This window comes from Pseudomonas asuensis (assembly GCF_014646755.1).
In the GTDB taxonomy this organism is placed as follows: domain Bacteria; phylum Pseudomonadota; class Gammaproteobacteria; order Pseudomonadales; family Pseudomonadaceae; genus Chryseomonas; species Chryseomonas asuensis.
On the sequence record NZ_BMNW01000002.1, the window covers coordinates 246,409 to 272,769 of the forward strand.

Genomic DNA, 26,361 nt, shown 5'->3' on the forward strand with positions numbered 1-26,361 from the left:
AATCCTCGCTCGGGTCGTTATTCCTGTCTGGGCCACTGAGCAAGGTGTGCTCAGTCCCGGTAGTACACTTTGACCAAGTGATAGCCAAACTTACTTTTAACCGGCCCATGAATATCACCGACCGACTTTTTGAAGATCACCTGATCGATCACTCTTACCATCTGGCCCGGCTTGACCTCGCCAAGGTCGCCGCCTCGCTTACCTGAAGGGCAGATGGAAAATTTCTTGGCCAGCACATCGAAGGCTTCGCCTTTTTCCAGGCGCTTCTTGAGGGAATCTGCCTCCTCGGGTGTCTTGACCAGAATATGCTTGGCCATGGCTTTCATAACGTGACCTCAGAGGGACTGATGACCAGCCCCTTTTCTATATGATGGGAGAAATGGCAGGTTAATAACCCGCTTAAAAGACAGGAAGCTTCAGCCTTCCAACGCTTTCTCTAGCGCCTCGTAGGATGGCGCCGCGTGGATATCAAGCTGGGCGCAAAGATCCAGTACACGAGGCATGTCCTGGGTGTATACCAGAACGGCCTGGAATTCATCATCAAGCGGCTCACTGAAATCCATTAATGTATAGCCGCCCTTCTCCTTGTACATACTACTCAGCTGGACCTGAATGCGGTTGAGCGCCTTGAGCGGCTCGACCTTGGCCAGCTGCTTGGGCTTGATGTTGAACGGCACATCCTTGCCAAAGGAGTCCATGATCTGCTGGAGCAACTCCTCGTACGTATCAGCCTGGAACAGTACCGTTTCCGGCAGGCTGCCGACTACGACCCACTCGCCTAGCGGGATGGGAAAGGTCTCGTCATAGTTGATATCCGGATTGGCTGCCAGGAACGCTTCGGGATCGGCATAGGCTTGAGCAGCCTCGTCAGCGATCCGCGCGATCTCCTCATCGCTCATACAGCCGGAGCTAATTTGGGTGATCAGTTCAAGGAGTTGGTCTTTCATGTAGGGCATCCGGGAAAAGTCGAATGCCTAGTGTACAGCGAGCCCGGGTCAGATGCCGACTCGTTGGCCCAGCGGCATGGCTTTACCGCTGGGCCGACACGTCAGGTTTGAGGCTTGCGATACAGCTCGACGATGCCGGAGAAATCCTTGCCGCCCTCGCCTCGTTGACTCATGGACTGATAGAGCTGCTGTGCCAGCGCACCCAAGAAGACAGGCTGGCGTGCCTGCTTCGCCGCTTCAGTGGCAAGGCCCAGGTCCTTGAGCATCAAGTCGGCCCCAAAGCCACCGGTATAGCCTCGTGAGGACGGTGCCGTCTCGATAATGCCCGGCCAGGGATTGTAGGTGTCCGAGCTCCAGCACCGCCCGGTAGACGTATTGATGATGCCAGCCAAAACCTTTGTATCAATACCAAGCGCATCGCCCAGGGCCATGGCTTCTGCAACACCTATCATGCTGATGCCCAGCAGGAGGTTATTGCAGACCTTGGCGACCTGGCCCGTTCCCACGTCGCCACAATGCACGATGTTCTTGCCCATGCTGGAGAGGACAGGCTGTATCTGGCTGAACAGCTCGACAGTTGCACCCACCATAAAAGTGAGAGTGCCCGCCTGGGCGCCGCCGGTACCTCCGGAAACCGGCGCATCAGCCATTGCAATGCCTCGCGCGGCCGCTGCGCTAGCCACCTCGCGCGCGGTTTGAGGGTCGATCGTGCTACTGTCGATGGCAACGGCTCCATCAGGCAGAGCGGCCAAAAGGCCTTCCTCACCTAAATAGACGCTGCGCACATGTGCGGCGGCAGGCAGCATGGTAATAACCAGCTCACACTCCAGCACAGCGTCTCGGGCTGACTCTGCCGGCTTGGCACCCGCTTCGGCCAGCACACCGGTGGCTTTGGCGCTCACATCGAAAACTGTCAGCGCATGTCCAGCCTTCAGCAGATTATGCGCCATCGGAGCGCCCATGTTTCCCAAACCAATAAAGGCAATACGCATGATGTTTCCTCTTCTGCTGCGTTGAGAGTTCCCTGGATCAACGCAAGGTGATCGTAGTGTTTACCCCATCATTAACGCTGTCGTCATCGAACCAGCGTGCCGTAACGGTTTTGGTTTGGGTATAGAACTGAACAACCTGTTTTCCATAAGGCCCCAGATCACCCAGCTTGGAACCTCGAGAACCGGTAAAGCTGAAGAAAGGCACCGGAACCGGGATTGGAATATTGATCCCTACCTGCCCGACATCAATCTCACTTTGGAATTTGCGAGCCGCCGCGCCGCTCTGGGTAAAAAGTCCGGTTCCATTACCGAAGGGATTACGATTTACCAAGGCAATTGCCTCATCCAGGGTATCCACTTCCATCGTCACCAGAACGGGTCCAAAGATCTCTTCCGTATAGATCCTCATCTCTGTCGTAACGCCAGAAAATAGCGTAGGCCCTACAAAGTTGCCCTGCTCATAACCCGGCACCTGGACATCCCGACCGTCAAGCAGCAGCGTAGCCCCTTCTGCCACGCCACTTTCGATAAGCCCCAGCACGCGTTCCCTGGCTCGCTTGGAAATAAGGGGGCCTACATCCGTCCCGGATTCAGACCCGGCATTGACTTTCAACTGCTCCGCCTTGGCTTTGAGTTCGGGCAGCCATTCGCGGGTCTTGCCTACCAATACAGCAACCGAGGTTGCCATACAACGCTGGCCTGCTGCGCCAAAGGCCGCCCCTACCAGCGCGTTGAGCGTCTGCTCCTTGTTGGCATCGGGTAACACCACCGCATGGTTCTTGGCGCCCATCATGGCTTGTACACGCTTACCGTGTTGACCCGCCAGATCATAAACATGCGTGCCAACGGCAGTAGAGCCTACGAAAGAAACAACCTTGATATCGGGGTGGGTACACAGCGCATCCACAACGCCCTTGCCGCCGTGCACAACGTTCAGCACGCCAGGCGGAATACCCGCTTCGAGTGCCAGCTCGACCAGCTGCATGGTAGAGAGCGGGTCTTGCTCGGAAGGTTTGAGTACAAACGTATTTCCGCAGACGATAGCCATCGGAAACATCCACAGTGGAATCATGGCCGGGAAATTGAAGGGCGTAATGCCTGCGCAGACCCCAATAGGCTGGCGTAACGTATAGGTATCCACCTCGCCCGCTACGTTTTCGGCAAACTCACCCATCTGCAGGCTGCCTACTGAGCAGGCATGCTCGACGACTTCCAGCCCTCGAAAGATATCCCCTTCGGCATCGGCCAGCGTCTTGCCTTGTTCGGCACTCAGCGTTTGGGCGATCCGCTTCATATGCTCGCGGATCAATGCCTGATACTTGAGCATGATACGCATGCGCGCACCGATGGGAGTGCGCTTCCAGCGCGCGAAGGCCTGTTGGGCAGCCGAGATAGCGCTATTAACTTCATCGCTCGTGGCAAATGGAACACGCGCCAGTACCTGCTGGGTCGCCGGATTGACGATATCCCGCCACTCCTGGGTTTTTGACTCAACCCACTCGCCATTGATCAGCAGTTTTACTTGGCTTATATCAGCCTTGGCATCATTTAAAGGGGCGTTCATAAAGGCTCTCCTGACGTGGAATTGACCATGCCAACGGGACGGGACGTAGTGTTGGAAACAGCTGGACGATGCGCCTGCGGGTCTGGCTTCATCAATGCCGTACAAAGCAGTGCGATTGCCCCCATCACCAGCAGGTATACGATGACGTATCGCGGGCTACCCCCTCCCACTGAGAGCAGCGTGGTAGCGATCATGGGCGCAAAACCGCCCCCCAGCACGCCGGCAAACTGCACAGAAAGCGATATACCGCTATAGCGAATCTGCGCTGGGTACTGGCGGGCAAACAGGAGCGATTCCGGTGCATACAGGATGGGAAACACCACCCCCACCGCCAGCACCATGGCCCACCAGACAAGTACAGGCTCACGCGTACCCAGCATGGCAAAGAAGGGATAAACAAACGCGCACAAGAGGAGCAGCCCTGAGAAATAAAGCCGCCGCTGACCTACTCGATCAGAGAGATAACCGCAGAAGGGCATGGTAACCAGTGAAAGCGCCGCACCGGCAGTAATGGCGTTTAATACACTGGCCCGAGGAATCTGGAGCTGGTTAGCGGCATAAGCCAATGCGAAGGTCACCGCCATGTAAAACCAGGCATTTTCAGCCGTTCGGGCGCCAATAATCGCGAGGGTTTCCCGAGGATACTCCTTGAGCACCACAAACAAAGGCACCTTGACCTTGTGGCCTTCCTGCTTGAGCCGCTCAAAATCCGGCGATTCCGCTACTTTGACACGAATCAGCCAGCCAATGCCCAACAGGACTACGCTGGCGAGGAACGGCAGACGCCAGCCCCAGGCAAGCATCTCCTCCTCGGGCAATGTGGCCACAGCACCCATTGCCAGGGATGCCAGTACGAGTCCCGCTCCTACCCCAGTCTGCGGCAGGCTACCGTAAAAGCCTTTTTTGCCTTCCGGCGCGTGCTCGACGGCCATAAGTACAGCACCACCCCACTCCCCGCCTACGGCCATGCCCTGCAGAAAGCGCATGACTACCAGTAGCAGGGCCGCCCAATAGCCGATCTGGTCATAGGTGGGAATCAGCCCAATGGCAATAGTAGGAACGCCCATCAGCATGAGCGTCAGCAGTAGCATCGACTTTCGGCCAATGCGGTCACCAAAATGACCAAATACAATGCCGCCCATGGGACGGCCCAAGAAACCTACGGCATAGGTTGCGAAGGCAGCCAATACACCGCTCATGGGGTCCAGGGCAGGAAAGAACAGTTTATTGAAGACCAGCGCCGCTGCGGTGCCGTAGAGGAAAAAGTCATACCACTCGATTGTCGTCCCGGCCATGCTGGCCAGTCCGGCGATCCGGTAATGCTTACGACCAGCCGAGCCCAGCTGGGGTGATGCCGTATCTATTGCCATAAACGCCTCCGCTTATTGTTGTTGTGCGAGGTGTTAGCAGCCCGCAATTGCTTTCTGGCGCTTGCGGCTGTTTCGGAGTATAGGTGTGCAAACTTCCAATAAGAACGCACAAAAAAGCCGATCTGATATGCAAAAAAACCTCATGTCTCCTGCAGCGCTTGATTGGGACGATCTTAAGTTTTTCCTTGAGGTCGCACGTACCCGAACGGCTACAGGCGCAGCCCGTCGGCTAGCGGTGGATTACACGACGGTCTCGCGCCGTATCCGCAGCCTGGAACAGACGCTCGGCGCCCTGTTGTTTGAAAAATCACGCAGTAGCGGATTCATGGTGACGGCTGAGGGTCAGCGCTTATTAGGCTATGCAGAGGCCATTGAGAGCACCCTGCAATCGGCCTGCGAAGACGTGGCGGGAGCAGGCCTTTCCCTATCGGGACATGTTCGGATCGGCTCTACAGAAGGCTTCGGCAGTTTTTTCATTGCGCCTCAAGTCAGCCACTTTCAACAGACTTACCCTAGTCTGACGGTCGACGTGTTGCCCGTTCCGCATTTCATCAGCCTCTCCAAGCGGGAGGCGGACATTGCCATCACTCTGGAGCGTCCCGAACGTGGGCCTTATGTGTGTACGAAACTGTGCGACTATCAGCTTCGGCTCTACGCAACACCCGCCTACCTGCAGCAACATGGGCCCATTCACGACCGGAGCGATCTGACAGACCACACCTTTATTACCTATGTGGATGACCTTGCCTTTAGTCCGGAACTGCTGTATCTGGAGCATGCCGTTCCCAGCGCCCGGTCAGTGCTACGCAGTACCAGTGTAATTGCTCAATATACAGCAGCACTTCAGGGGCGCTCACTGGCCATCCTGCCGTGCTTTCTGGCAGGTCCAGACCCACGGCTACAACCTCTACTAATGGATGAAATCCAAATCACCCGGCACTTCTGGATGTACTGCCAGGAAGATTTGCGAGCGTTAAAGCGTGTAACGTTGCTCTGGGATTATCTCAAGGCCTGTGCGGCGCTCAACGAGCCATTACTTAGCGGCGCATCGAGCGAAATGAGATTTCTCGATTCCCCGTGACCTGAGACTGTTCAAGGGCTTCTACCAGCAGCAGGTTCTTACCAGACCGATGAAACAAGCACGGTGCTATATGTGTCCTTGTTACAAAATCGATAATGCATCATTTAGAACGCCAATACAGCGAAGCGGCCTAACGCAGTATCCTACGCATCAGGTGCTGGTCGAAGGGTCGGCGTTTTTAAAACTCACCGAAACCAATTTAGTGCACACCATCAACCATGCCTCAACAACCTGACTGGATCATCTGCGAGCATTGCGATTCGGTCTATCACCGGCGCCCACTGGCCAGGGGAGAAGCTGCCCGTTGCATACGTTGTGATGCAGTGATCGAGCGCAGCCGGCGGTTCAATGTGGAGCAGCTGTTCGCGCTTACGCTGGCGGCTGCCATCATGTTCATATTCGCCAATGCCTTTCCCATCATGCACATCAGCCTGCAGGGGCTGAGCAACGAGGCAACGCTTTGGGAGTCCGTTCAGGCGCTGGCTCAAGGTCGTATTACCTTGATCGCTTTGGTGGCAGGCCTTGCAATTATCTTTGCGCCACTGTTTCAGATCCTGCTGCTGGGGTGGGTACTGGGTTATGCCTACGTTGGCGAAATTGCACCCGGCTTCAGGGCCTGCATGCGAGCACTTGAACACCTGCGGCCCTGGAGCATGCTGGAAGTCTGCCTGCTTGGTATTCTTGTTGCCATTATCAAACTGGCCGGCATGCTCAACGTCTCGCCTGGGATCGGTCTATGGGCCATGGCCATGCTGACGGTTCTGATCATTCTGATTGCCGGGCGTGATATCCGTTACCTCTGGGACGACCTGAAGGTGCCGATCGCATGAGCAAGCCGCCTTACGCACGTGAGCTCAAGGTCTGCCTGTGTCATATCTGCGGCTTTGCCTGTCCTCAGGATGCTCACGAATGCCCTCGGTGCTTTTCACCGGTTCATGTGCGCAAAACCAATAGCCTGGCCCGTACCTGGGCGTTCCTGATCGCCTCAATCATTTTCTATGTGCCCGCCAATACCCTGCCTGTGATGTATACCAGCATGTTCAGCGGTGGCAGTGAAAACACGATCATGAGCGGTGTTATCGAGTTCTGGCAGCATGGCTCATGGGACATCGCTATTCTGATCTTTATTGCCAGCGTAGCCGTACCCTGCATGAAATTCTGTGTACTCGGCACCCTGCTGATTACTTGTCAGCGGCGCAGTTGCTGGGCCATGCGCGAACGGGCCAAGCTGTATCGCTTTGTAGAGGTCATTGGCTATTGGTCGATGCTTGATGTTCTGGTCGTAGCGGTGGTGGCCGCGCTCGTCCAGTTCCGAGCCTTGAGCACCATTGAGCCCCGCCTGGGTATCTTGTTTTTTGGCCTGGTTGTCGTGATGACCATGCTATCTGCGATGAGCTTTGATCCGCGACTGATTTGGGACGCTGAGGTAAATGATGTCGAATAACCCGAACATTCCTGCTCCAACACCTGGCACGCCTCAGATCAAAAAGCGTCGCCTCAGTGTTTCCCTTGTCTGGCTGGTTCCTATTGTAGCGGCCCTGGTAGGGCTATCCATGGTAGTCAACAGCTGGTTGCAAGCAGGTCCTCAGGTCCACGTCAGCTTTCAGACAGCCGAAGGACTGGAAGCAAACAAGACCCAGGTAAAATACAAGAACGTTGTTATTGGCACGGTTACCAAGATTGCCCTCAGTGAAGACCGTACCCATGTCACCGCCACGATTAACCTGGATCAATCAGCCGAACCCTTTACCCGTGAGGATACACAGTATTGGGTGGTCCGCCCGCGCATCGGGGCCAATGGCGTCTCAGGCGTAGACACACTGTTATCCGGTCCCTTTATCGGTGCAGATGCAGGCCGTTCCGAAGTGACCAAAGAGGATTTCCTAGGTTTGGAGAGTCCTCCGCCGGTGACCTATGGCCAAAAAGGCAAGCGCTTTACACTTCATACGGACGATCTGGGCTCGCTGGACATAGGCTCACCCGTCTATTACCGTCGTATTCAGGTAGGCCAGGTCATCTCGTACAATTTGACAGAAGATGGCAAAGGTGTAGACGTTCAGGTTTTTGTTAACGCCCCCAACGATGCCTTCGTGACCGATGACACCCGCTTCTGGAATGCCAGCGGTATCGATGTGTCGGTTGACGCCAGCGGCCTCAGGGTCAATACCCAGACTATTCCTTCCATCCTGGCCGGAGGCATCGCCTTTCGCGAGCCCAATTACAGCCCGGACGCAAAGCCTGCTCCAGAGCATTACGACTTTACGCTGTATAACGAGCAGGAGACGGCTCTAGCCCCACCGTCTGGCGAACCTAAATTCATTCGCCTGCGGTTCAATCAATCCTTGCGCGGCCTCGCGGTGAATGCCCCCGTTGAGTTCCTGGGCGTAAACATCGGTCGCGTCGTATCAGTGGATCTGGACTACGACCCCAAGACTCAAGGCTTCCCCACTACGGTGGGCGTGGTGGTTTACCCACAGCGCCTGGGTAGCGCCCATGGCAAACTGGTCAAACAGATCGGTGGTGAAAGCGAAGAGCAATCCGCGCAGCTGATCAAACGCCTGGTGGATCAAGGCCTTCGGGCTCAGGCTCGTACGGGCAACCTGCTTACCGGGCAACTTTACATTGCGCTGGATTTCGACCCAAAGGCGCCCAAGGTCAAGTTCAACCCCAACAGTCGCCCGCTTGAAATCCCAACGGTTCCTGGCAGCTTTGACAAGCTTCAAGAACAACTGCAAGCCATGGTCGACAAGCTCAGCAAGCTGCCTATCGACTCGATTGCCAACAACCTCAACGGTAGCCTGAGCGAGCTGCAGAGAACCATGAAGCAGGTCAATAGCGATGTTTTGCCGCAAATGCGAGGCACGCTCGAGGAGCTGCAGAACACGCTTAAGACAGCCAACGAAACACTTGATGAGGATTCACCGGCGCGTCAGCAGGTCAACCAGGCCATGGATGAAGTCCAACGCACCGCGCGCTCTGTACGCGTCCTGACCGATTACCTGAGCCGCCATCCTGAATCCCTGATTCGTGGCCGTACCGAGGAAGCGGCACCTGGCTCCTATAAAGGGAAGTCATCCTCTCGAAACATTGAACTGGAGTCCCAGCCATGACCCTTCGCTTATCCCTGGCTGCATTAGCTGCCACGCTGGGGCTTGTCGCATGCAGCTCAGCACCCACGAATTACTATACACTTCTGCCTCCGCTGTCTGGCCAGGCAACCCCACGCACTACCCCCGCTGCCTTTCAGTTCGAGTTAGCGCCGGTGCGCATGCCGGTACAGGTTGATCAGCCTCAACTGGTGGTCAGACAGAGCAATGGAAGCTTGGCCATTCTTGAATCCGAACGCTGGAGCGCTCCCCTTGCAGACGAGTTTCATGACGCCTTGGTCGGGCAACTGGAACAGCAGCTCGGAACACGGGACTTGGCTGGCCTACCTAAAATATCCGGCAAACCAGTGCTAACACTACGTACTGATGTACGCCGCTTTGACATGTTGCCTGAACGGTATGCCTTGATTGATGTGGTCTGGAGCCTTAACCTGAGGAGTGAAGGCAACACGCGCCGTAGTCTGACCTGCAGCAGCGTCATACGCGAACCTGCAGGCATAGCGCTTGAGAGCCTGGTCATAGCACATCAGAAAGCCATTGCCACCCTAGCCAAAACCATTGCGCAAACTGCGCAGCGTTGGAATGAACTGCCGACTACTGAATGCCCATGATGATCGATTGGTATCTACGTATCCGCCACGCGTGCTCTCAGACAAGTATCTTTGAAGTCTGCTTCGCCTTTAGTACCGCTTTTGTGTTGCTATTCTTACCCGTCGAACAGGCCAGCGGCCTGGCCAAGCGCTTAAGAGAACATAGTACTTATTTTGCAGAGAGTACGTCCTTTTCGACCGATACACTTTTTAGCCTTGATAATTCTGCAATGGATTATCGAACAGGTACTTTGACCAGCTGCGGTATGTAGGCTCTCTTCTGTACAAGAGGGTCAAGCGTGCCCTCTTATACTTTCTCCGGTTTATCTTCAAACCTGACTACTGCTGATGCACGACTTACACGCAGTAAGGATTCTGCCTGTGTATTCCCTGGTGTTTTGAACCAAGTGGCTTTTCAATGCCTTTAGAAAGGCGTTTTGAGACAGGGTAGAAACAAAACCCCTCATAGCCTCGTATGCTGCCCTCCTTTGCCACGCATGCGCTTACTCTAAGCCGCATCAGTGTAGGCCCCCCTTATAGATTCCACTTCAGTAAAGAAACACAGGCTACATGCCAAGGAGTAATAGTATGGATACCCTGGAACCCTCCAAAGAAGCGTTATATTCGCCAAAATGGCAAGAGCGCTTTGCCTTTTACGAAACCTATGGCGCACCTAAAACCGTTACGTTCAAGAAGGCATTCAAAAGCCTTCCTTATCGAAAGAAACTCTTGCTCATCAGGTGCTGGCCAGCTTTTTTCCTCGGACCTTTCTATCTGATTTTCGCGCTAGGTTTAAAGAAAAAAGGTTTGGCTTTGTTAGGCATCGGCTTCTCTATCAGCTTGCTCGAACTCCTGTTCCAAGAGTTGACTGGAATTGATGTTCCTCAAGCACTCGACTTCGGCATCTCCATGGCTTTTTTGTTTGCAAGCTCAATGATTGCCAACTATGCCTATTACCTCAAAGAAATAAAAAACACGCAAAGTTGGAATCCTTTGGAAGGTTTTTCGGCTTTTTGATTGAGTGTTGCAAACTGACTGGTCTCCTCAAACCTCTCGTCGCTGCTATCACGTAGCTGGCTACTTCTCATAGAGTGGCCAGCCCTTACAAAAAGCCCTTTACACACATCAACCTGTCAGACATCTTATAGGTAATTCTATAGACCACCTCGTTAAGTAAGGTATTCACGATGTATTCGGAGCCTGTTTCTCTCGCCAAACGTTCGCGCAATCTTTCGCAGGAATTGGCTAACCTGCTGGATGCACAAATATGCGAAGGGCAACTCTCTCCCGGTGCTAAGTTGCCTTCGGAGGCTCAGATCATGAAGGCCCATGGAGTGAGTCGATCCGTTGTTCGAGAAGCGCTTTCTCATCTACAGGCGAATGGAAAAGTTATCACTCGACAAGGGATTGGCACTTTTGTCTGCGAGCCTAAAATTCGCTTATCGGGCATGATTGACCCGTCCAGCATCGAGACGCTGCAAGATGTTATTTCGATGATCGAAGTCCGAATCAGTCTTGAGTCCGAGGCCGCCGCCCTTGCCGCCCAGAGACGCTCAGACTCCCATCTGGCGCAGCTTAGAGCGCTTCTTGATCAAATGCAGGCGCGCGCACAAGCGGCTGCTCCTTCAGAAGATCTGGACATGGAAATGCATCTATTAATAGCCCAGGCAACCGGCAACCGATACTTTACTGAGATCATGAGTTGCCTGAGTCGCGAACTCATTCCACGCATGCGCCTCAATAAGACCTTTAATAAAAGCGTACTGTCTCAACCCTACCTTGAACGGCGCGATGCCGAGCATGAGGACATCTATAGCGCCATTGCTCGCCAGGATGCTATTGGAGCCGCAGCCGCGATGCGTTTACACCTGAGCAACAGCCGAGAGCGCCTGATAAAAGTTATGCAGCATCTCTAAGCAGCCTGATCTTATTTAAAAAAACAAATAAAAGTTACCCTGCATATACTTGTATGATGACTGATGAGAGGTTAGGCTAAAACCCTACAACAATAAACGTTCAGTGCCATCAGGCCAGGGTGCAACAAAATGAATCCACAAGAACTTAAGCACACCCTTTCATCCGGACTGCTGTCCTTTCCAGTGACCGATTTTGATGTACAAGGCGAATTCCGCCGCGATACTTACATCAAGCGCCTGGAATGGCTGGCTCCTTATGGCGCCAGCGCCCTGTTTGCTGCGGGCGGCACCGGTGAGTTCTTCTCGCTGGACCAGAAGGAATACTCCGACATCATCAAAACGGCGGTGGATACCTGCAAAGGCATGGTTCCGATCCTCGCCGGTGCCGGTGGCCCGACTCGCGTCGCTATCCAGCAAGCTCAGGAAGCCGAGCGCCTGGGCGCCCAGGGTATTCTGCTACTGCCGCACTACCTGACTGAAGCCAGCCCCGAAGGCGTAGCGGCTCACGTAGAAGCCGTGTGCAAGTCCGTCAACTTTGGCGTGGTGGTGTACAACCGTAACGTCTGCCGTTTGAAGCCTGACCAGCTGGAAATGCTGGCCGAGCGCTGCCCAAACCTGATCGGCTTCAAGGATGGCATGGGCGACATCGAACTGATGGTCTCCATCCGCCGTCGCCTGGGTGATCGCTTCACCTACCTGGGCGGTCTGCCGACTGCTGAAGTCTACGCAGCGGCCTACAAGGCCCTGGGCGTACCGGTATATTCCTCGGCAGTGTTCAACTTCATCCCCAAGACGGCCATGGACTTCTACAAGGCCATCGCTGCGGATGACCACGAGACCGTGGGCAAGCTGATCGATGACTTCTTCCTGCCGTACCTGGACATCCGTAACCGCTGCTCGGGCTATGCGGTGAGCATCGTCAAGGCGGGTGCGAAGATTGCTGGCTACGACGCAGGCCCAGTGCGTGCGCCGCTGACTGAGCTCAAGCCTGACGAGTACGAGCGTCTGGCTGCGCTGATCGAAAAGCTCGGCCCGCAGTAACCTTTAGGTCCAGCAGCTGAATCACGCAAACCTACTGCTGGACCCTTTTTATACCTAAGGGTGGGCGCCTCACCCTTTTCAACATGCAATACCCGCCACAACAATAAAAGTGGGAGAGCATTCATGAGTCATACCGCTCAATCGGCTGTGTCAGCCGACGTTCTGGCGAGCGCCGTTGCCAAGGTGAAGCGACATGTCCTGCCGCTTTTCATCATTATGTTCATTGTTAATTACATTGACCGGGTGAACATCGGCTTTGTAAAAACTCACCTGCAAAATGATCTTGGCATTGGCGTTGCCGCCTATGGTCTGGGCGCTGGCCTATTCTTCGTGGGTTACGCTCTCTTTGAGGTGCCGTCCAATATTCTGCTGCAACGGGTCGGCGCACGCGCTTGGCTGACACGCATCATGGCGACCTGGGGCATCGTGGCGGCTATGATGGCATTCATTCAGAACGAAACGCATTTTTATATATTGCGCTTTCTACTTGGTGTGGCCGAAGCAGGTTTCTTTCCAGGTGTGATTTATTACTTCACACGTTGGCTACCGGGTGCTGAACGCGGCAAGGCCATTGCGTTGTTTCTTTCCGGCTCGGCCATCGCGTCGATCATTTCCGGCCCGGTGACAGGCGCATTGCTGCAAATCGAAGGCCTGGGCCTGCATGGCTGGCAGTGGATGTTTCTGATCGAAGGATTGTTTTCTGTAGCGCTGTGCGGCTTTGTCTGGTTCTGGCTGGACTCCCTGCCTCATGACGCTAAATGGCTCAAGCGTGAAGAACAGGATGCACTGGTAGATACGATTGAAAATGAACAGCGCCAGCGTGAACAGGCTCAGACGGTTAAACCGTCCATTATGCAGTTGCTGAAAGACTCGCAAATCGTTCTCTTCTGCCTGATCTACTTTGCTATCCAGCTGACGATTTACGCTGCGACCTTCTGGCTGCCCAGCATCATCAAGAAGATGGGCAATATCAGTGATTTCGAGGTTGGATTGTTCAACTCGGTGCCCTGGCTCATCTCGATCATTGCCATGTACGCCTTTGCCTCGCTCTCCTCACGCTGGAAGTTTCAGCAAGCGTGGGTTGCCGTAGCCCTGCTTGTGGCCGCTGCCGGCATATTTATGTCTACAACCGGAGGCCCGATCTTTGCATATGTGGCCATCTGCTTTGCTGCGATTGGCTTCAAGTCTGCCTCCTCCTGTTTCTGGCCGATCCCGCAGGCTTATCTGGATGCACGTATCGCGGCAGCGGTTCTGGCATTGATCAACTCACTCGGCAATCTGGGCGGTTTCGTTGCACCTACCGTCTTCGGCATCCTTGAAGAGCGGACCGGCTCGATCCAGGGCGGCCTCTATGGCCTGGCTGTTACGTCCATTTTGGCGGCAGTCGTGGTGTTTTTCGCTCGGACCACACCCAAAGGGCAAAAGCCTGATTCAGGCAACACCGCGCTGGAGCCCAGGCCGGCTTGACGCAACACCGCGCCTGGCCTCGTCTGTCAGGCGCTACTCACACTCCATCAGCAGCGTCTGCTGCTCGTAACAAGAATAAAGCGCGAAGAGGAATATATATGAACGTACAGCCCCACCATGAGGCTCTTACCCAGGCGCCAGTCATTACCGACATGCAGGTCGTCCCGGTTGCCGGACACGACGGAATGCTGCTCAACCTCAGCGGCGCACATGGCCCCTTCTTTACTCGCAATATCGTTATCCTTAAAGACAATGCTGGCCATGTCGGTGTAGGTGAAGTGCCTGGCGGTGAGAACATTCGCCAAACCCTGGAAGATGCCCGTACGTTAATCGTTGGCCAGACCATTGGCACTTACAACAACATCCTCAACCAGATGCGCAAGAGTTTTGCCGACCGTGATGCAGCAGGTCGTGGATTACAGACGTTTGACCTGCGCATCACTATCCATGCCGTAACGGCCATTGAGGCTGCCCTGCTCGATCTGCTTGGCCAGCACCTGGGCGTTCCGGTTGCTGCGCTCCTGGGTGAAGGCCAGCAGCGCGATGCTGTAGAAATGCTGGGTTATCTGTTCTATGTGGGTGATCGCAACAAGACCAATCTGGCCTACCGCAGCGAACCCGAGGCAGACAATGAATGGTTCCGCGTACGCCATGAGGAAGCACTGACCCCGGAAGGTGTAGTGCGTTTGGCTGAGGCTGCTCACGCACGTTATGGCTTCAACGACTTCAAACTCAAAGGCGGTGTGTTGCGCGGCGAAGAGGAAATGGAAGCTGTAACAGCATTGGCTGAACGCTTCCCGGATGCGCGTATTACCCTGGACCCTAACGGGGCATGGTCACTCAAGGAGGCGATCGCGCTCTGCCGTGACAAGCATAACGTGCTGGCCTATGCCGAAGACCCTTGTGGCGCTGAAAACGGTTATTCAGGTCGTGAAGTCATGGCTGAGTTCCGCCGTGCCACAGGCCTGCCCACAGCCACCAACATGATCGCGACCGACTGGCGTCAGATGGGTCATGCTATCCAGCTGCAATCCGTGGATATCCCGCTGGCTGATCCACACTTCTGGACCATGCAGGGCTCTGTTCGTGTTGCTCAGATGTGTAACGATTGGGGGCTGACCTGGGGCTCGCACTCCAATAATCACTTCGATATCTCACTTGCCATGTTTACCCATGTGGCCGCAGCGGCGCCAGGCAAGATTACGGCCATCGACACCCATTGGATCTGGCAGGACGGTCAGCGCTTGACCAAGGAGCCGTTCCAGATCAAGGGCGGTCTGGTTGCTGTCCCCCAAAAGCCTGGGCTGGGCGTCGAGATCGACATGGATCAGGTCGCCAAAGCGCACGAGCTCTATAAGGGGATGGGACTAGGCGCACGGGATGACGCCGTTGCAATGCAGTTCCTAGTACCTAACTGGACCTTTAATAACAAGCGCCCCTGCATGGTCCGTTGAATTCTCTCTATTTCATCAACAAACGCAGCATAGCCGTACCCTGGAGTAAAATAATGAAAAAAGCTTTATGCGCCTCCCTTCTGACTGCACTTGTTTCACTCACTGCCAGCACTACCTTTGCTGCAGAAGAAACCAAGTGGCCCACCCGTCCTGTGCAGGTCATTGTGCCCGCCAGCGCGGGCGGCGACACGGACTTCAATGCTCGTACCATGGCCAAGTACTTTAACCAGATTACGGGTAAGTCGATGGTCATTACCAATATGGGTGGCGGTGGCGGCTCTGTGGCCACCGCCCAGGTCAAGGACGCCGAACCCAACGGTAATACGATTCTGTTTGCCCACGTTGGCCAACTGGTCGTCAATGAAGTTTCTGGCTTGGTGGATTACAGCTATGACGCCTTCGACATATCCTGTATTGCCGCAGTAGACAAAGGGGCCGTCTTTGTGTCCGGCAAGCCGTCCGGCATCGACTCGCTGGGCGCACTGATCGAAAAGGCCAAGGCAAAACCCAACAGCGTTATTTATGGAACTGAGCTGGGTGGCTTTTCGCATCTGCAAGGGTTGATCTTTCAGAAACTTGCCGGCGTACAACTCAAGCTGGTTGATACCGGTTCGGCGGCTGAGAAAGTCACCTCCCTGCTCGGTGGCCGCATTGACATGTCGGCGGTGAGCTATGGTGCCGTACAGGATTATGTGAAAACCGGTGACATGCACATTCTGGCACAGCCCAACGAAGAGCCGAACCCGCTTTTAGGTGATGTAAAAACCTTCAAGGCTCAGGGTATCGACTTTGTCATGGACAAGCCCTACATCATTGCCTTTCCCAAAGGAACAGACCCGGCCATTGTTAAGAAAATGGCTGACGTCATGAAGCAGATCACCGAGCTGCCCGCCTATGCCAAAGACCTTGAACAAGGTTTCAAGCAGCCCGTCAGCTACTACAACACCGAACAGGCCGTAGCTCGTCTGAAGGAAACGCGCGAGACGTTCATGCAGTACAAGGATCTGTTGCAGCAAAACAAGTAAATCACCCTGCCAGCCGGGTGCGCTGTCCGCGCCTGGCCCGCTTTTTCCATGTGAGGACGTTATATGGAAAGCCACAAGAAAAAAGAGCTTGTGATTGGCGTGGTAATGCTTGGCGCCGGTCTGGTTTACCTGTTCATGACAATGAATCTGCCTCGCAAGGGCTTTGTTGACGCCGCCTTTGTGCCTTATGTCCTGGCCTTCATGTTGTGCCTTTTAGGCATACTGCAGTTGATCGCCAGCAGAACGACAGCCAGCTCAGAGATAGACGCTGAAAGCGACAGTACCCCAGCTGACTATGCGACTGTACTGAAAACGTTGGGGCTGATTGTTCTTTATGCGGCCTTACTGAAAACAGTAGGCTTTCTGCTGATGACTACGCTGTATCTATACCTGCAATTCATCGTTCTGACGCCTGCCAGCCAGCGTGTCAAACATGTGAGTTACCTGGTCATCGCCGTTATTGCCTCAACCGCCATCTACTTCCTCTTCCGCCATGGCTTCGATCTGATGCTACCGGCCGGATTCCTGGACTTATAAGGAGACGGCCATGTTAGAACTCTTACAGGAAGGCTTTTCTGCCGTATTCTCTTTTCAGATCCTGATCCTTATTACCTTGGGCGTAGCCGTTGGGATCGTTTTCGGAGCTGTTCCGGGTCTCACTGCCGTCATGGCAATCGCCCTGAGCCTGCCATTGACCTACACCATGGGGCCTGCTGCGGGTCTATCGCTGCTGGTATCGCTGTATATCGGTGCCACCTCAGGCGGCTTGATTTCGGCCATCCTGTTGAAGATCCCCGGTACACCCTCGTCTATCGCCACAACCTTTGACGGCGCGCCCATGATGGAAAAGGGTGAAGGGGTCAAGGCGCTGGGCGCAGGGATTGTGTTCTCGTTCATCGGGACAATCATCAGTATCGCTGCACTGATGTTCATTGCCCCCTGGCTGGCCAAGGTTGCCTTGCGGTTTGGGCCTCATGAGTATTTCGGGATTGCCATTTTCTCCCTGACATTGATCGCTACGCTCTCGACCGGCTCGATGATAAAAGGCCTGTTCTCCGGCGTAATGGGGTTTGTTTTTGCCACGGTAGGCATCGCACCGGTTGATGCCATCCGGCGTTTTACTTTCGACACACCCAACCTGAACAGCGGCTTTGAAGTTCTGACCGTCCTGGTAGGCATCTTTGCCATCTCGGAGATCATCAAAGTAGCCGAGAGCGTAAGAGCCGAGCGCAAGGCGGCGGTGGCCTCAGTCAGCATGAAGCAGATCAAGGGATTTGGTTTTTCGATGAAGGAGTTCATCGGTCAATTACCTAACTCGATCCGTTCTTCGCTGATCGGTATCGGCATCGGGATTCTTCCCGGCGTAGGGGCTGGTACCTCAAACATCGTGTCTTACATCGTGGCCAAGAAACGCTCCAAGTATCCGGAAAAATTTGGCAAGGGTGTAATCGACGGTGTGGTAGCCAGTGAGACTGCCAACAATGCCGGGATTGGCGGCGCGATGATTCCGCTGTTAACGCTGGGCATTCCCGGCGATGCCGTTACAGCCATTCTGCTGGGCGGCTTCATGATCCATGGCATTCAGCCGGGACCGATGCTGTTCATGAGTCAGGGACCGCTGGTCTATACCATTTTTGCCGCCCTGCTCCTGGCCTCCGTCATGATGTTGGTACTGGAATTTTATGGCCTGCGTATTTTCATCAAACTGCTTGCCGTACCTAAGCATATCCTCTTGCCTATCATCCTTGTGCTGTGCGTAGTGGGTGCGTTTGGCCTGAGCAGCCGTATCTTCGATATCTGGACCATTCTGTTGTTTGGCCTGATTGGTTATGGCTTTGTGAAAGGGGGCATACCTGCTGCGCCCTTTATCATTGGATTTATCCTCGGGCCGATGGCCGAAACCAACCTGCGGCGTGGGCTGATGCTTTCGGATGGAAACTTCACCGGGTTCTTAACCAACCCGATTTGCGCAACCTTTCTGGTACTGGCTGCGCTCTCGATCGTGTGGCATGTCTATGGCACGCTGCGCTCTTCCAAAAAAGCAGGAACCGCTGACCTGCTACGCTCTTAACAATCAGTGCCCGGTGTTGCTACACCGGGCATGTTTTGGTGTCACTCTGTATTTACCACGCGATACACAGAGACATAACGAGCGAAGCGGGATAACCGCCAGGAGAGACAGGAACAGCCCCATTATTATCAAAGGAGAACCTCATGAGCGAAACCACGCCTCAAGCGCCTGCATTACTATTGATCGGCCCTCTGATGCCTGCATTGCAACAGCGGATCGAGTCTACCTACACCACTTACCGGCTGTGGGAAGCAGATGATCAAAAAACTTTTCTAAACACCCATGGCGACCAGATTCAAGGCATTGTCACCAGCGGCATACATGGATGCAAGGGTAACCTAATTCGGTCACTTAACAATCTGAAGGTTATCGTTAGCTTCGGCGTTGGTTACGATGCTATTGATATCTCTGCCGCCCGCGACCGAGGCGTAGCGATCAGTAATACCCCCGGCGTACTGGACGATTGCGTAGCCGACACGGCCTTTGCCCTCCTGATTGATGTTGCACGTGGCATCAGTGCAGCAGACCGCTTCGTTCGTAATGGCCGCTGGCTCAAAGAAAAATTTCCATTGGGATGCAAGCTCGGCGGCAAGACCTGCGGCATCGTAGGCTTGGGCAATATTGGCAAGGCCATTGCCAAGCGAGTTTCAGCCTTCGACATGAATGTTGCCTATTACGGCCGCCATCAGCAGTCAGATGTCCCTTACCGTTACGAGCCTGACCTGAAGGCGCTGGCCAGCCAGTCCGACTTTCTGGTGCTGGCCGTTCCAGGCGGTAACGCAACTCACCATCTCATCAATGCAGACGTACTAAAGGCACTGGGTAAGAATGGCTTCCTGATCAACATTGCCCGTGGCTCTGTAGTGGATGAGGCAGCGCTGGTGAGTGCGCTACAACAAGGCATTATTGCAGGTGCCGGGCTTGATGTGTTCGCCCACGAGCCCGAGGTACCTCAGCCATTACTGGAGATGGATAACGTTGTCCTGACACCGCATCTGGGCAGCGGCACACACGAGACACGACAAGCCATGGCTGATCTGACCTTCGAGAACCTGACGCTGTACTTCACAAACGGACAGCTCAAGACTCCGGTGTAATCCATCGAGCCTCCCGCGTTCAGGGGAGGCTTAACTTTCCGTTATCGACAGGAGACACAATAACCTCCAGATCGCTTACATCCCAACGAGGCGGGCTTGTACAAACCCCGTTCCATGGCCTGCAGTAGGTCTGCCGACATTGGACTGCAAAACGCTCCTGATAGTGACAAGAACAATCAACCTATCCAGAGGGTTACTCCATGGCGCATACCGAACCGGTTGCAAAAAAAGCAGTCAGTACTTCCCGCTTTTCGCTTTCAAATCTGGTTAAGACGCTCGGGCCTGGCATTATCGCCGTGCTTTCCTGGCTGGGCGCAGGCGATCTGATCACCTCGTCAGTGGCCGGCTCTAACTATGGCTATGCCATGATGTGGGTGCTGGCGGTGTCTTTGCTGCTCCGCTTTCTGATCGTGAACATCATTGCCCGCTTCCAGCTATGCAATAACCAGGGCATGAGCATTCTGCAGGGTTATGCCCAGCTGCATCCACTTTTTGCCTACTTCATGTTTGGTTATGCGTTGATCATGGCACACCTCACCAATGCCTACATGATCAAGGGCGCAGGCGAGGCACTCTCGACGCTGTTACATATCAATCACCCCCTGTTGTGTTCGGTAGCCGTTGTGCTGGCCGTCTGGATGCTGGTCGGGCGTAACTTTTACGCCATGATCGAAGGCGTGATGAAGCTCTTGCTTGCCATTATGACCCTGGCCTTTCTGACCCTGGCCATCATGGCTGGGCCCGATATGGGCGGTATCCTGTACGGCACCATTGGATTCAGCATCCCGGCGGATGAAGGGGTTCATGGTGCCCTGTTAGTTGCCGTATCGGTGATCGGTGCCGTAGCGGGTTCATTTTCCAATTTCGTTCATCCATATGTGATGAAAGAAAAAGGCTGGACGGGGCCGGAGCACAAGCGCATCCAACGTAATGATCTTCTGTTTGCAGTCATCGTAGGCATCATCATCAATCTGGCGATCTGGGTGGTAGGTGCTGAAATCCTCCGCCCCAACGGCATTCAAGTGAATACGCTGGACGACTTGGGTACGGCACTGGAGTTGTACTTCGGTAGAGGCGGATGGCTGATTTTCTTCGTGGGCGTGTTCGCCACGTTGTTCGCAAGCATTTCCGGCAAGACTACCGCTCTGCCCATGCTGATCACCGATGCCTTCCAGTACATCCGCCCCGGTCGGCGCGAACGTTATGGCAAGGTGTTGCACAATGACCCCATGCATAAGTGGTTCATGCTGTTTATTCTGGTCACGCCCCTGATCTGGTCACTGCCAGGGATGCCCAACTTCGTCACCCTGACGATCGCGGTCAATGCCTTGAATATTATCGGCTTGCCAGTCATTTCTCTTGGATTGCTGATCATGTCCAACCAGAAGTCGTTGCTGGGCAAATACCGGAACAATTGGTTCGAAAACATTGCATTGGGCTTTGCGACTGCTCTGGCGGTATGGATTGCCTTCCAGTTAGGCGCTGACCTGCTCACCTGACCCAGCCAGCGTGAGGGTGTTCGACAGCCCTCACGCCTTTGCCGTACGGCTGGATTTTTTCGCTAGAGCACTTGATGCCTGTCTATGGCTTGTGCACCTGTAGTCTGGGTGATGCTGGCTAAAATCCCTCCATTACCGATTCAAGGTTTGGCAATAGGCGTTGCCGTTTGCGCCTTGTGGATTGAAAACGTCATCATCGGCCTGTTTTTCCCGGTCGTTGTCGACGTGTTTGGCGTGGCCTCGACGTTCTTCCTGATCGTTGGGCTGGGCGCGATTGCCATGGCCTTCGTTTATTACCATGTACCGGAAATCAAGGGGCGTTCGCTTGAGCAGATTGAAGCGTACTTTCGTGCCCGTTTCGCCAAAGAGGCGAATTAAAATAATGCTCCCTAATAAAGGGATGACATGAAATCCGCTCAAGGCATTGCTTAAGCGTTGATGCGCCGTGCACGAAAGGCGTTTGCACGGCGCACTTTCATCAAAAAGCAACGTTGACACATACCGTGTATCTTTTTGCCTTACAGGCCGCTACGCAAGCCAATCCAGTGACAGGAACAGGCGCTTTTCTCCAGGCTTCAACGCTGGGGAACAATGCACGATGCCTGCCCCTTCGTTACCTTCCCACTTATCGCCCTTGAGCAATGCGACTGCTCCCGGGGAAAGTTGATGAGCATCATCTGGCGAGCTTGAAATCAACTGGCTCTTGCTCGACCAGAGGCTTCCTGGTCCGGCGTAGGTAGTGACCAGGCGGAGCGGCACATGGTCGACGTGAAATCGTGGACACATAGCCTTATCCAGCAAGCGCAAACGCACCCCAACTCGGCGTGCATCGAGCAAAAAGGCGAAGGCTTTAACCAGCCAGGCAATGTCGGCAATAAAGCCCTCATGTCCTTCTATATCCCTATAGGCGCTTGCAAGCTCGCTCACATTGGGCTCGGCTTCTGCATTCTCCAGGTGTATCACCAAGGACTGAGCGAACGGCTCGGCTACACCCGCCAGCATCCGCGCAAAATGATCAATGTGTAGCGGAAGAGATCGGTTCCAAATGGCAAGGTTGGTACGATCATGAAGCACATCGGCCAAAACGGCAGGGGTATCGCCTTCTACTTGCCGGGTTATTTCGGTCAGTTCAGCTACATTCATTAATCTTTCCTGTTGGTTAGCACCCAAAATCCTTGATCCATCCATAAAAACCACGTCCAGATAACGTGCCGCTTGCAAATCAATCCTTACATTAAAACGTTATAACATAACAAATAAATACAGTAATATTGGATTTTCCTTTAGCGACCTTTGGCTGACTCGATAAGGGTTTTGCAAGGTAGAGGAAATGCAGATGTAAGCGGTATTCTGTGGAGCAGCGCACCGCGACACGTTGAATCTTTCGTTTATGAGCAAGCCTAAAGCCCAGACTCGGACGCTATTCTCAAGGAGAACGAATGCTCACTAAAAAACTGGTAGGCTCATTGCTTGGCCTCATGCTATTAGGTGGTTGCGCCCACCAGGGCGCAGATACATCAGAGCCAGCCAGCCAGGCGCCTAAAGATGTTGCTACCAGCCCAGCCGCACAGGCTCCTATGGACTTCAATACGGCTAAATCCCTGGCTGAACGTGGAGATATTGAAGCCCAGATACAGTTGGCCAATTTTTATTTCATGGGCAAGCCAACCAAAGACTTGAAGCAGGCCGAGCGCTGGTGGAAGCTGGCTGCTGATCGTGGACGTCCCGAGGCGGCCGTGAACCTGGCATTTCTGTACTCAGGACAAGCCGATCCGGCCCTCGCCAACGAAGCGAACATGATCAAATACCTTAACCAGTCAGCCGCGGGCGGCAACGCGATGGCTCAGCATATGCTGGGCAATTTCTATATGGAAGGCATGCACGGCCTGCCCAAGGATACCTTTCAAGCCAAGCAGCTCTTTCAGAGCGCCTGCAACAATAAGTTCGAAAGCAGTTGTCAGCGACTGTCTACGCTTCCTTGAAGACATGGCTGGGTCTGCGCACAGACCCAGCCTTTGCTTTATCGATGCTTGAAATCTGGATCCCGCTTTTCGACAAAGGCTTTCATGCCTTCCTTCTGATCCGCCGTGGCAAAGACGGCATGGAAAACCCGCCGCTCGAATCGTACGCCCTCGCTCAGGCTCGTCTCAAAGACACGGTTGATGCTTTCCTTGGCCATGAGCGTTGCAGTCAATGACTTGTTAGCAATCTCATGGGCGACCTGCAAGGTTTCGCTCACAAGACTCTCTACGGGAAAAATACGCGCTACCAGCCCTGCCCGCTCCGCCTCGGGCGCCTCCATCAGTCGACCGGTCAAACACATCTCCATCGCCTTGGCTTTGCCCAGCGCCCGCGTCAGCCGCTGGGTGCCTCCCATACCGGGCAATACACCCAGCTTGATTTCCGGAAGACCAAATTTGGCATTATCAGCGGCATAGATGAAGTCACATAGCAGCGCCAGCTCACACCCCCCGCCCAACGCATACCCGGCTACAGCGGCAATCATCGGCTTGCGTCGACTGGCAACACGATCCACTGCCGAGAAAAAATCATCCAGATAGATATCAGGAAAGGTCAGATCAGCCATTTCCTTGATATCGGCACCGGCTGCAAAAGCCTTGGAAGAACCCGTCAGCACGATACAACCGATGGTGGTGTCCCGCTCCAGACTGTCCAGGGCCTGGTTGAGCTCGTCGATCAGCTGAGAATTCAGTGCATTGAGCGCCTGAGGGCGATTAAGTGTGATCAGCGCAACGCGCTCTTGTATTTCGATCACCAGGGTTTCATAGGACATGACGCTATTCTCCAAGATGGCGGGCAATGACGAGCCGCTGAATGTCACTGGTGCCCTCGTAGATCTGACAGATCCGGGCGTCGCGGTAGATTCGCTCCAGCGGATAGTCATTGAGGTAGCCATAACCACCCAGGGTTTGCAAGGCGGCAGAGCAGACCCGCTCAGTCATCTCGGATGCAAACAGTTTGGCCATGGACGCCTCGACCAGTGCTGGCCTGCCAGCATCCCGTAGCGCAGCGGCATGGAGCACCATCTGCCGCGCCACAGCAATTTCGGTTGCCATATCTGCCAAGCGGAAGGCTACCGCCTGGTGCTCGACAATAGGCTTGCCAAAGGTTTGTCGGTCACGGGCGTAGTCCCGCGCATATTCGAACGCGGCGCGGGCCATGCCTACAGCTTGCGCCGCAATACCGATGCGTCCGCCCTCCAGGTTTGCCAGGGCAATCTTGTAGCCTTGCCCTTCTTCACCGAGTCGGTAGGACGCCGGGATACGTACGTTATCCAACTGGATTTGGCAGGTGTCGGATGCGTGAATACCAAGCTTGTGCTCCACCCGCACAACTGAGTAACCCGGCGTGGACGTTGGCACGAGGAAGGCTGTAATACCCCGTTTGCCAGCGGATGGGTCTGTTACGGCAAAGACGATAACAACGCCTGCATTGCTACCCGACGTAATGAATTGCTTAGCCCCGTTGATGATGTAGCTATCGCCCTCCCGTCGCGCCTTGGTGCGCAAATCGCTAGCATCCGAACCGGCTTGGGGCTCGGTAAGAGCAAAGGCACCGATCATCTCACCTGTAGCCAGTGGGAGTAAAAATTGGGTTTTCTGCTCATCGCTACCAAAGTGATTAATGGGTACGCAACCTACCGAGTTATGTACGCTCATGATGGTGGAGCAGGCGCCGTCCCCGGCTGCGATTTCCTCAAGCGCCAGTGCATAGGCAACATACCCGGTCTCACAGCCGCCCCAGGTATCGGGCACCAGCATGCCCATGAAACCCAGCTCAGCCATCTCTCGCAGCGCCTCCCGAGGAAAGGCATGCTCACGATCCCACTCTGCTGAAAACGGCCTCAGTCGCTCTTGGGCAAACTGGCGGGCCATATCGGCGATACTTTGTTGTTCTTCTGTGATCAGCATGGTCTTGTCCTCAAATCAGTACAGGCATTCCACCGCCATGGCCGTTGCCTCGCCACCGCCAATGCAGATGGCCGCTACGCCCCGGCGCAATTGATGGCGACGCAATGCCGAAATCAAGGTCACCAGAATCCGGGCACCCGATGCACCGATGGGATGACCCAATGCACAGGCACCCCCATGGATATTTACCTTCTCGTGAGGTAGCCCTAACTCGCGCATGGTGACCATGGCAACCACTGCAAAGGCTTCATTGATCTCAAAGAGGTCCACCTCGTCCAGCGACCAGCCTGTGCGCTTCATCAACCGTTGAATCGCGCCGATAGGCGCTGTTGGAAACAGATGCGGTGCGTCGGCAAAAGCAGCATGGCCGTGGATGACCGCCAGCGGCGTCAACCCCTGCCGCTCGGCCTCTGACCGGCGCATCAGCAGTAGCGCCGCGGCACCATCGGAAATGGAGCTGGAATTGGCAGCCGTTACTGTGCCGTTCTCACGAAAGGCGGGTTTAAGCTCGGGTATCTTGTCGAGCCGGGCTTTTGGGGGCTGCTCATCATCGCGGATCAGGCGTTCTTCCTTGCGTGTCTTCACATGGACCGGGACGATTTCCGCTGCAAAGGCCCCCTCTTCAATGGCTTTGCGTGCGCGGGTTAAGGATGCCACGGCGTACTCATCCTGAGCCGCACGGGTAACGTCATGTTGCTGGGCACAGTCTTCGGCAAAGGTGCCCATGAGGCGCCCCTTGTCGTAGGCATCTTCAAGTCCGTCCAGGAACATATGATCCAGCACGCGACCATGCCCCATGCGGTAGCCTGCGCGGGCGCGGTCCATTAAATACGGTGCGTTGGACATACTTTCCATTCCCCCGGCAATCACCCTGTTGGCACTACCGGCCAGCAGCAGGTCGTGACCGAGAATGGCTGCCTGCATACCGGAACCACACATCTTGTTAAGCGTGGTGCACGGCGTATGGTGGGTAAGCCCTGCGCCCAGCGCGGCCTGACGCGCAGGGGCTTGTCCCAGCCCTGCGGGTAATACGCAGCCCATAAGGACTTCATCTACCGCTTCCACACTGATACCGCTGCGCTCAATAACAGCACTGATGGCATGGGTGCCTAATTCAGTCGCACTCACACCTTGGAGGTCGCCTTGAAAGCCACCCATGGGAGTACGGGCCAGACTGACGATGACAACAGGATCTTGATTCATAATGT

At 54.7% G+C, this 26,361-nt stretch carries 26 protein-coding genes; 17 read left to right on the top strand and 9 right to left on the bottom strand.

Annotated features, from left to right (window positions below; translation table 11 throughout):
• Window positions 1-50: 50 nt before the first annotated feature.
• The 5 genes from IEX86_RS04925 to IEX86_RS04945 form a co-directional block, all read right to left on the bottom strand.
• Entirely contained in the window at window positions 51-326 is a 276-nt protein-coding gene (locus tag IEX86_RS04925) for a peptidylprolyl isomerase (RefSeq protein WP_188865011.1), read from the bottom strand.
• A 90-nt stretch (window positions 327-416) separates the two neighbouring features.
• The gene (locus IEX86_RS04930) at window positions 417-947 is read right to left on the bottom strand and encodes a hypothetical protein (protein ID WP_188865012.1); all 531 of its coding nucleotides are present in this window, start codon (window positions 945-947) and stop codon (window positions 417-419) included.
• Window positions 948-1,048: 101 nt separating this feature from the next.
• Complete coding sequence (mmsB, locus tag IEX86_RS04935; protein WP_188865013.1) at window positions 1,049-1,939, bottom strand: 3-hydroxyisobutyrate dehydrogenase; 891 nt, start codon at window positions 1,937-1,939, stop codon at window positions 1,049-1,051.
• A gap of 37 nt (window positions 1,940-1,976) precedes the next feature.
• Window positions 1,977-3,503, bottom strand: a complete 1,527-nt coding sequence (locus tag IEX86_RS04940; RefSeq protein WP_188865014.1) for a CoA-acylating methylmalonate-semialdehyde dehydrogenase — start codon at window positions 3,501-3,503, stop codon at window positions 1,977-1,979.
• Complete coding sequence (locus IEX86_RS04945) at window positions 3,500-4,873, bottom strand: MFS transporter (protein WP_188865015.1); 1,374 nt, start codon at window positions 4,871-4,873, stop codon at window positions 3,500-3,502. The genes IEX86_RS04940 and IEX86_RS04945 overlap by 4 nt, the downstream gene beginning before the upstream one ends.
• A gap of 127 nt (window positions 4,874-5,000) precedes the next feature.
• On the opposite strand from IEX86_RS04945, the gene IEX86_RS04950 reads away from it, so the two are divergent.
• From IEX86_RS04950 to IEX86_RS05025, 16 genes are all read left to right on the top strand, one after another.
• Window positions 5,001-5,954: a LysR family transcriptional regulator gene (locus IEX86_RS04950; protein WP_188865016.1), complete on the top strand. Its 954-nt coding sequence runs from the start codon at window positions 5,001-5,003 to the stop codon at window positions 5,952-5,954.
• Between the two features lie 218 nt (window positions 5,955-6,172).
• Window positions 6,173-6,784 (top strand): paraquat-inducible protein A, encoded by a 612-nt coding sequence (locus IEX86_RS04955; protein WP_188865017.1) that lies wholly within the window; start codon window positions 6,173-6,175, stop codon window positions 6,782-6,784.
• Window positions 6,781-7,398, top strand: a complete 618-nt coding sequence (locus tag IEX86_RS04960) for a paraquat-inducible protein A (RefSeq protein ID WP_188865018.1) — start codon at window positions 6,781-6,783, stop codon at window positions 7,396-7,398. The genes IEX86_RS04955 and IEX86_RS04960 overlap by 4 nt, the downstream gene beginning before the upstream one ends.
• Window positions 7,388-9,064, top strand: a complete 1,677-nt coding sequence (locus IEX86_RS04965; RefSeq protein ID WP_188865329.1) for a PqiB family protein — start codon at window positions 7,388-7,390, stop codon at window positions 9,062-9,064. Before IEX86_RS04960 ends, IEX86_RS04965 begins: the two co-directional genes overlap by 11 nt.
• Window positions 9,061-9,672, top strand: a complete 612-nt coding sequence (locus tag IEX86_RS04970; RefSeq protein WP_188865019.1) for a PqiC family protein — start codon at window positions 9,061-9,063, stop codon at window positions 9,670-9,672. The genes IEX86_RS04965 and IEX86_RS04970 overlap by 4 nt, the downstream gene beginning before the upstream one ends.
• A gap of 567 nt (window positions 9,673-10,239) precedes the next feature.
• Window positions 10,240-10,668: a DUF2628 domain-containing protein gene (locus IEX86_RS04975; protein WP_188865020.1), complete on the top strand. Its 429-nt coding sequence runs from the start codon at window positions 10,240-10,242 to the stop codon at window positions 10,666-10,668.
• A gap of 170 nt (window positions 10,669-10,838) precedes the next feature.
• On the top strand, window positions 10,839-11,567 hold the full coding sequence (locus IEX86_RS04980) for a FadR/GntR family transcriptional regulator (RefSeq protein WP_188865021.1): 729 nt from the start codon (window positions 10,839-10,841) through the stop codon (window positions 11,565-11,567).
• Between the two features lie 129 nt (window positions 11,568-11,696).
• Complete coding sequence (gene kdgD, locus IEX86_RS04985; RefSeq protein ID WP_188865022.1) at window positions 11,697-12,608, top strand: 5-dehydro-4-deoxyglucarate dehydratase; 912 nt, start codon at window positions 11,697-11,699, stop codon at window positions 12,606-12,608.
• A gap of 123 nt (window positions 12,609-12,731) precedes the next feature.
• The gene (locus IEX86_RS04990; RefSeq protein ID WP_188865023.1) at window positions 12,732-14,075 is read left to right on the top strand and encodes an MFS transporter; all 1,344 of its coding nucleotides are present in this window, start codon (window positions 12,732-12,734) and stop codon (window positions 14,073-14,075) included.
• A 98-nt stretch (window positions 14,076-14,173) separates the two neighbouring features.
• Window positions 14,174-15,529 (top strand): glucarate dehydratase, encoded by a 1,356-nt coding sequence (gudD, locus tag IEX86_RS04995; protein WP_188865024.1) that lies wholly within the window; start codon window positions 14,174-14,176, stop codon window positions 15,527-15,529.
• Between the two features lie 53 nt (window positions 15,530-15,582).
• On the top strand, window positions 15,583-16,554 hold the full coding sequence (locus IEX86_RS05000) for a tripartite tricarboxylate transporter substrate binding protein (RefSeq protein ID WP_188865025.1): 972 nt from the start codon (window positions 15,583-15,585) through the stop codon (window positions 16,552-16,554).
• Between the two features lie 63 nt (window positions 16,555-16,617).
• Window positions 16,618-17,091, top strand: a complete 474-nt coding sequence (locus IEX86_RS05005) for a tripartite tricarboxylate transporter TctB family protein (RefSeq protein WP_188865026.1) — start codon at window positions 16,618-16,620, stop codon at window positions 17,089-17,091.
• Between the two features lie 10 nt (window positions 17,092-17,101).
• Window positions 17,102-18,625 carry a tripartite tricarboxylate transporter permease gene (locus tag IEX86_RS05010; protein ID WP_188865027.1) on the top strand — a complete coding sequence of 508 codons (1,524 nt, stop codon included), beginning with the start codon at window positions 17,102-17,104 and terminating at the stop codon, window positions 18,623-18,625.
• A gap of 143 nt (window positions 18,626-18,768) precedes the next feature.
• Window positions 18,769-19,722, top strand: coding sequence for a 2-hydroxyacid dehydrogenase (locus IEX86_RS05015; protein WP_188865028.1), 954 nt, complete (start codon window positions 18,769-18,771; stop codon window positions 19,720-19,722).
• Between the two features lie 200 nt (window positions 19,723-19,922).
• The gene (locus tag IEX86_RS05020; RefSeq protein ID WP_188865029.1) at window positions 19,923-21,221 is read left to right on the top strand and encodes an Nramp family divalent metal transporter; all 1,299 of its coding nucleotides are present in this window, start codon (window positions 19,923-19,925) and stop codon (window positions 21,219-21,221) included.
• Between the two features lie 84 nt (window positions 21,222-21,305).
• Window positions 21,306-21,599, top strand: a complete 294-nt coding sequence (locus IEX86_RS05025) for an MFS transporter (RefSeq protein ID WP_188865030.1) — start codon at window positions 21,306-21,308, stop codon at window positions 21,597-21,599.
• 150 nt (window positions 21,600-21,749) lie between these two features.
• Here the strand turns inward: IEX86_RS05025 and IEX86_RS05030 are convergent, their stop codons facing one another.
• Window positions 21,750-22,364 carry a DUF1826 domain-containing protein gene (locus tag IEX86_RS05030; protein ID WP_188865031.1) on the bottom strand — a complete coding sequence of 205 codons (615 nt, stop codon included), beginning with the start codon at window positions 22,362-22,364 and terminating at the stop codon, window positions 21,750-21,752.
• 296 nt (window positions 22,365-22,660) lie between these two features.
• Between IEX86_RS05030 and IEX86_RS05035 the strand changes: the two genes are divergently transcribed.
• Window positions 22,661-23,203: a tetratricopeptide repeat protein gene (locus tag IEX86_RS05035; RefSeq protein ID WP_188865032.1), complete on the top strand. Its 543-nt coding sequence runs from the start codon at window positions 22,661-22,663 to the stop codon at window positions 23,201-23,203.
• A 38-nt stretch (window positions 23,204-23,241) separates the two neighbouring features.
• Here IEX86_RS05035 and IEX86_RS05040 read toward each other — a convergent pair whose 3' ends face one another.
• Genes IEX86_RS05040 through IEX86_RS05050 form a run of 3 tightly spaced genes read right to left on the bottom strand, consistent with a single transcriptional unit; the run spans window position 23,242 to window position 26,356 of the window.
• A complete protein-coding gene (locus IEX86_RS05040) occupies window positions 23,242-24,015 on the bottom strand; it encodes an enoyl-CoA hydratase (RefSeq protein ID WP_188865033.1) in 774 nt (257 codons plus the stop codon).
• Between the two features lie 4 nt (window positions 24,016-24,019).
• Complete coding sequence (locus IEX86_RS05045) at window positions 24,020-25,153, bottom strand: acyl-CoA dehydrogenase family protein (RefSeq protein ID WP_188865034.1); 1,134 nt, start codon at window positions 25,151-25,153, stop codon at window positions 24,020-24,022.
• A gap of 15 nt (window positions 25,154-25,168) precedes the next feature.
• On the bottom strand, window positions 25,169-26,356 hold the full coding sequence (locus tag IEX86_RS05050; RefSeq protein ID WP_188865035.1) for an acetyl-CoA C-acyltransferase: 1,188 nt from the start codon (window positions 26,354-26,356) through the stop codon (window positions 25,169-25,171).
• Window positions 26,357-26,361: the final 5 nt, after the last annotated feature.

Bases quoted from the DNA above. Each gene is read 5' to 3' on its own strand.
- IEX86_RS04925 (WP_188865011.1), bottom strand. From the start codon at position 326: ATGAAAGCCATGGCCAAGCATATTCTGGTCAAGACACCCGAGGAGGCA.
- IEX86_RS04930 (WP_188865012.1), bottom strand. From the start codon at position 947: ATGAAAGACCAACTCCTTGAACTGATCACCCAAATTAGCTCCGGCTGT.
- mmsB (WP_188865013.1), bottom strand. From the start codon at position 1,939: ATGCGTATTGCCTTTATTGGTTTGGGAAACATGGGCGCTCCGATGGCG.
- IEX86_RS04940 (WP_188865014.1), bottom strand. From the start codon at position 3,503: ATGAACGCCCCTTTAAATGATGCCAAGGCTGATATAAGCCAAGTAAAA.
- IEX86_RS04945 (WP_188865015.1), bottom strand. From the start codon at position 4,873: ATGGCAATAGATACGGCATCACCCCAGCTGGGCTCGGCTGGTCGTAAG.
- IEX86_RS04950 (WP_188865016.1), top strand. From the start codon at position 5,001: ATGCAAAAAAACCTCATGTCTCCTGCAGCGCTTGATTGGGACGATCTT.
- IEX86_RS04955 (WP_188865017.1), top strand. From the start codon at position 6,173: ATGCCTCAACAACCTGACTGGATCATCTGCGAGCATTGCGATTCGGTC.
- IEX86_RS04960 (WP_188865018.1), top strand. From the start codon at position 6,781: ATGAGCAAGCCGCCTTACGCACGTGAGCTCAAGGTCTGCCTGTGTCAT.
- IEX86_RS04965 (WP_188865329.1), top strand. From the start codon at position 7,388: ATGTCGAATAACCCGAACATTCCTGCTCCAACACCTGGCACGCCTCAG.
- IEX86_RS04970 (WP_188865019.1), top strand. From the start codon at position 9,061: ATGACCCTTCGCTTATCCCTGGCTGCATTAGCTGCCACGCTGGGGCTT.
- IEX86_RS04975 (WP_188865020.1), top strand. From the start codon at position 10,240: ATGGATACCCTGGAACCCTCCAAAGAAGCGTTATATTCGCCAAAATGG.
- IEX86_RS04980 (WP_188865021.1), top strand. From the start codon at position 10,839: ATGTATTCGGAGCCTGTTTCTCTCGCCAAACGTTCGCGCAATCTTTCG.
- kdgD (WP_188865022.1), top strand. From the start codon at position 11,697: ATGAATCCACAAGAACTTAAGCACACCCTTTCATCCGGACTGCTGTCC.
- IEX86_RS04990 (WP_188865023.1), top strand. From the start codon at position 12,732: ATGAGTCATACCGCTCAATCGGCTGTGTCAGCCGACGTTCTGGCGAGC.
- gudD (WP_188865024.1), top strand. From the start codon at position 14,174: ATGAACGTACAGCCCCACCATGAGGCTCTTACCCAGGCGCCAGTCATT.
- IEX86_RS05000 (WP_188865025.1), top strand. From the start codon at position 15,583: ATGAAAAAAGCTTTATGCGCCTCCCTTCTGACTGCACTTGTTTCACTC.
- IEX86_RS05005 (WP_188865026.1), top strand. From the start codon at position 16,618: ATGGAAAGCCACAAGAAAAAAGAGCTTGTGATTGGCGTGGTAATGCTT.
- IEX86_RS05010 (WP_188865027.1), top strand. From the start codon at position 17,102: ATGTTAGAACTCTTACAGGAAGGCTTTTCTGCCGTATTCTCTTTTCAG.
- IEX86_RS05015 (WP_188865028.1), top strand. From the start codon at position 18,769: ATGAGCGAAACCACGCCTCAAGCGCCTGCATTACTATTGATCGGCCCT.
- IEX86_RS05020 (WP_188865029.1), top strand. From the start codon at position 19,923: ATGGCGCATACCGAACCGGTTGCAAAAAAAGCAGTCAGTACTTCCCGC.
- IEX86_RS05025 (WP_188865030.1), top strand. From the start codon at position 21,306: ATGGCTTGTGCACCTGTAGTCTGGGTGATGCTGGCTAAAATCCCTCCA.
- IEX86_RS05030 (WP_188865031.1), bottom strand. From the start codon at position 22,364: ATGAATGTAGCTGAACTGACCGAAATAACCCGGCAAGTAGAAGGCGAT.
- IEX86_RS05035 (WP_188865032.1), top strand. From the start codon at position 22,661: ATGCTCACTAAAAAACTGGTAGGCTCATTGCTTGGCCTCATGCTATTA.
- IEX86_RS05040 (WP_188865033.1), bottom strand. From the start codon at position 24,015: ATGTCCTATGAAACCCTGGTGATCGAAATACAAGAGCGCGTTGCGCTG.
- IEX86_RS05045 (WP_188865034.1), bottom strand. From the start codon at position 25,153: ATGCTGATCACAGAAGAACAACAAAGTATCGCCGATATGGCCCGCCAG.
- IEX86_RS05050 (WP_188865035.1), bottom strand. From the start codon at position 26,356: ATGAATCAAGATCCTGTTGTCATCGTCAGTCTGGCCCGTACTCCCATG.